The sequence below is a fragment of the Rhizobacter sp. P2_H2 genome (assembly GCF_056403375.1).
In genome coordinates, this window is the sequence record NZ_JBFUFP010000542.1 from 1 (window position 1) to 3675 (window position 3675).

Consider the following 3675-nt stretch of genomic DNA (forward strand, 5'->3'; position numbering starts at 1 on the left):
ATCGGCACCTCGCCCAGCAGCTCGAGCTTCAGCGACGGATCGGGCCCGGCCAGCTGCGGCGCGACGAACTTGTCGACCACCTGCTGCAGCTGCCCGCGGATCACGCGGCCTTCGCCGGCGCGGTTGACCTGGTTCACCACCAGCGAGATCTTCGTGCGCTGCTGCTGCGTCGCGAGCACCTTGATGGTCGCGTAGGCATCGGTCAGCGAGGTGGGTTCGGGCGTCGCGACGACCAGCACGTCGTCGGCCAGCGAGACGGCGTAGAGCACCACGTCGGAGATGCCGGCGCCGGTGTCGAGCAGGATGCGGTCGTAGCGCGGCGCCACGGTCTCGATGATCTTCAGCAGTTGCTCGCGCACCTCGGCGGTCAGCCGCGAATACTCGACCAGGCCGGAGCCGGCCAGCAGCACCGAGAAGCCACCCGGTGCCGGCAGGATCGCGTCTTCCAGCTTCGCCTTGCCGGTGAACACGTCGTGCAGCGTGATCTTCGGGAACAGGTTCAGCACCACGTCGAGGTTGGCGAGGCCGAGGTCGGCGTCGAGCACCAGCACCCGCTCGCCGCGGCGCGCCAGGGCCGCCGCGAGGTTCGCCGACACGAAGGTCTTGCCCACGCCACCCTTGCCGCTGGTCACGGCCAGCGTGCGCGCACGGTGCCCCGTGTGGGGAGGCGGCGCGGCAGCAGCGGCGGTTTCTGGGGTGCTCATCGCTTGCTCAACATTCATTCAATGTCCTGGAACTGCGACGTACCGAACAGCATGCCCTTCTCCTCGGCGCTGACGAGCGACACCGGCGGCTGCTCGAGACAGGCGCGGTTGCGGCCCTCGCGCTTGGCGCGGTAGAGCTGCTGGTCGGCGCGTTCGATCCACAACGTGGCCGACGAGCGCACCCACTGCGGCGCGAACGCCCCGCCGAGGCTGATCGTGACCGACAGCGATTGCCGCCGCGCCACCGTGACCGGCGTGCCCTCGACCTTGCTTCGGATGCGCTCGGCCACCATCTGGCCGAACGCCGGCGGGCAGTTGGGCAGGATGATCGCGAATTCTTCGCCGCCGAAGCGGGCCACGGTGTCCATCGGCCGCACGCAGCTCATCAGCGAGGCGGCCACGGCCTTCAGCACCAGGTCGCCGGCCGCGTGGCCGTGCGTGTCGTTGACCATCTTGAAACGGTCGATGTCGACCATCAGCACCAGGGCCGGCTCGCCGGCGCGCGCCACGCGGTCGATCTCGCGGGCGAGCGCGAGCTCGAACTGGCGGCGGTTCGACAGGCCGGTCAGCGCGTCGCGGCTGGACAGGTCGCACAGCGCGTCGATCACCGACTGCAGCCACACCGTCTGGCCCACCTGCGCGAAATCCGGCAACGAGTGCCCCGACTGGCCCAGCAACTGCAACGCTGCGGCCAGCCGCAGTTGGGGTGCGGGAGTCGGGTCAGGCGTTGCGGGTACTGCTGGAGATGTGGACACGTCGAGCCCGGGGCTGTATGGATTCAGTCTAGCAGCGGACATATTCACGCCCACTCCTGAAATACGCGGTGATTGGCACCCATCTCAACCCTTGGGGGCCTCTCAAGGTCCCCAGACTGGCAACCGATAAGCCGTGGAAGGTGGCCGCATCGGAGTCCGCTGGTCCCGTCTCGAACAACATCCGAACGATCTCTGGAGACTTCATGAGTGCTGCGTCCCCTGCCGAACTCGCCGCGTTGCGCAACGCATCCGACCAGGAGTTCAGCTTCGGCACTGCCGATTTCGAACGCGTGCGCCAGCTGATCTACCAGCGCGCCGGCATCAGCCTGCATGCGGGCAAGCAGGCGATGGTCTACAGCCGGTTGTCGCGCCGCCTGCGCGAGACCGGCCAGCGCAGCTTCGCAAGCTACCTGCAGTGGCTCGAAGGCGCCAGCGGCCCGCAGGCCGACCGCGAATGGCAGGAGTTCGTGAACTGCCTGACGACCAACCTGACCTCGTTCTTCCGCGAGGAACACCATTTCCATGCGCTCGCCTCCGACCTGAAGGCGCGCGCCGGCCAATCGCTGCGCGTCTGGTGCAACGCCGCCTCGACCGGCGAGGAACCGTATTCGATCGCGATGACCTGCGCCGAGGCGCTCGGCCACAGCGCGGTGCGCATCATCGCGAGCGACATCGACACCAACGTGCTCGCCACCGCCGGCCGCGGCGTCTACCCGGCCGATGCGCGCGGGCTGACCGCCAACCACCATCGCGCCCACTTCCTGCGCGGCAAGGGCGACAACAGCGGATTCATCCGCGTGAAGCCCGAGCTGGCGCGCATGATCGAGTTCCGCGTGCACAACCTGATGGACGCGCGCTGGTCGCTCGGCGAGCCGTTCGACATCGTGTTCTGCCGCAACGTGATGATCTATTTCGATGCGCCGACACAGCGCAAGGTGCTGGAACGCATCCACGGCGTGATGAAGCCCGGCAGCCTGCTGTTCGTCGGGCATTCGGAGAATTTCACGGATTCCAAGGACATCTTCCGCCTGCGCGGCAAGACGGTCTACGAACGGGTCTGAGCCTGCTCAAGCACCCCCCGCAGCCCGCCGATATGGAAAGACCATGGCCTTGATCAGCTCCAACACCCCCGCGGCCGGCTCCCGGCTCGAGCGCCTGAAGGGCGCGCCGCGCAAGCCGGGGGAGGCCTCGTTCTTCTTCTACGACGCGCACTTCAGGAACGACGCCGTCAAGATCCTGCCCGGCGAGTACTTCGTGCACGACGAGGACATGCTGATCATGACCACGCTCGGCTCGTGCATCGCCGCCTGCCTGTGGGACCGCAACGCGAAGGTCGGCGGCATGAACCACTTCATGCTGCCCGACGGTGCCGGCGATTCGGGCCGCTACGGCTCGTACGCGATGGAACTGCTGATCAACGAGATGATGAAGCGCGGCGCGAACCGCATGACGATGGAAGCCAAGGTGTTCGGCGGCGGCCAGGTCATCAGCGGCATGAACACGATGAACGTCGGCGAGCGCAACACCAGCTTCGTGATCGACTACCTGAAGACCGAGCGCATCCCGATCGTGTCGAAGGACGTGCTCGACATCTACCCGCGCAAGGTCTGCTTCCTGCCTGGCAGCGGCAAGGCGATGGTCAAGCGCCTGGCGCCGGCCCACACCGATGCGCTGGTGCAGCAGGACCGCATCGCCGCGCAGAAGGCCGTGCCCGCCGCGACCGGCGGCGGCTCGGTGGACCTGTTCTGACCGCCCGACAACAACGCAAGACAAACGACAGCGACAGCGAGACAACCCTGCAAGGCACGAACATGGCAAAGACACGCGTGGTGGTGGTGGACGATTCGGCATTGGTGCGCAGCCTGCTCACCGAGATCATCAACCGGCAGCCCGACATGGAGTGCGTCGGCGCGGCCAGCGACCCGCTGGTGGCGCGCGAGATGATCCGCAACCTGAACCCGGACGTGATCACGCTCGACGTCGAGATGCCGCGCATGGACGGCATCGACTTCCTCAGCAAGCTGATGCGGCTGCGCCCGATGCCGGTGGTGATGGTGTCCACGCTGACCGAGCGCGGCGCCGACGTGACGCTGCGCGCGCTCGAACTCGGCGCGATCGATTTCGTCGCGAAGCCGAAGATCGGCGTCGCCGACGGCCTGCGCCTGCTGGCCGAGGACATCACCGACAAGGTGCGCATCGCATCGAAGGCCCACATC

General features: G+C 67.2%; 5 protein-coding genes. 3 read left to right on the forward strand and 2 right to left on the reverse strand.

Features of this window, described 5'->3' with window-relative positions; all coding sequences use genetic code 11:
* Both AC1D15_RS22055 and AC1D15_RS22060 read right to left on the reverse strand, forming a co-directional pair.
* On the reverse strand, positions 1–704 hold a 704-nt coding region (locus tag AC1D15_RS22055; protein ID WP_477827649.1), incomplete at its 3' end, for an AAA family ATPase.
* A 14-nt stretch (positions 705–718) separates the two neighbouring features.
* A complete protein-coding gene (locus tag AC1D15_RS22060) occupies positions 719–1387 on the reverse strand; it encodes a GGDEF domain-containing protein (RefSeq protein ID WP_465114227.1) in 669 nt (222 codons plus the stop codon).
* Positions 1388–1662: 275 nt separating this feature from the next.
* On the opposite strand from AC1D15_RS22060, the gene AC1D15_RS22065 reads away from it, so the two are divergent.
* The 3 genes from AC1D15_RS22065 to AC1D15_RS22075 form a co-directional block, all read left to right on the forward strand.
* Positions 1663–2520 carry a CheR family methyltransferase gene (locus tag AC1D15_RS22065; RefSeq protein ID WP_047507462.1) on the forward strand — a complete coding sequence of 286 codons (858 nt, stop codon included), beginning with the start codon at positions 1663–1665 and terminating at the stop codon, positions 2518–2520.
* Between the two features lie 43 nt (positions 2521–2563).
* Entirely contained in the window at positions 2564–3208 is a 645-nt protein-coding gene (gene cheD, locus AC1D15_RS22070) for a chemoreceptor glutamine deamidase CheD (RefSeq protein ID WP_465114228.1), read from the forward strand.
* A gap of 62 nt (positions 3209–3270) precedes the next feature.
* Positions 3271–3675: response regulator (locus tag AC1D15_RS22075; protein ID WP_477827650.1), on the forward strand; the 405-nt coding region annotated here is incomplete at its 3' end.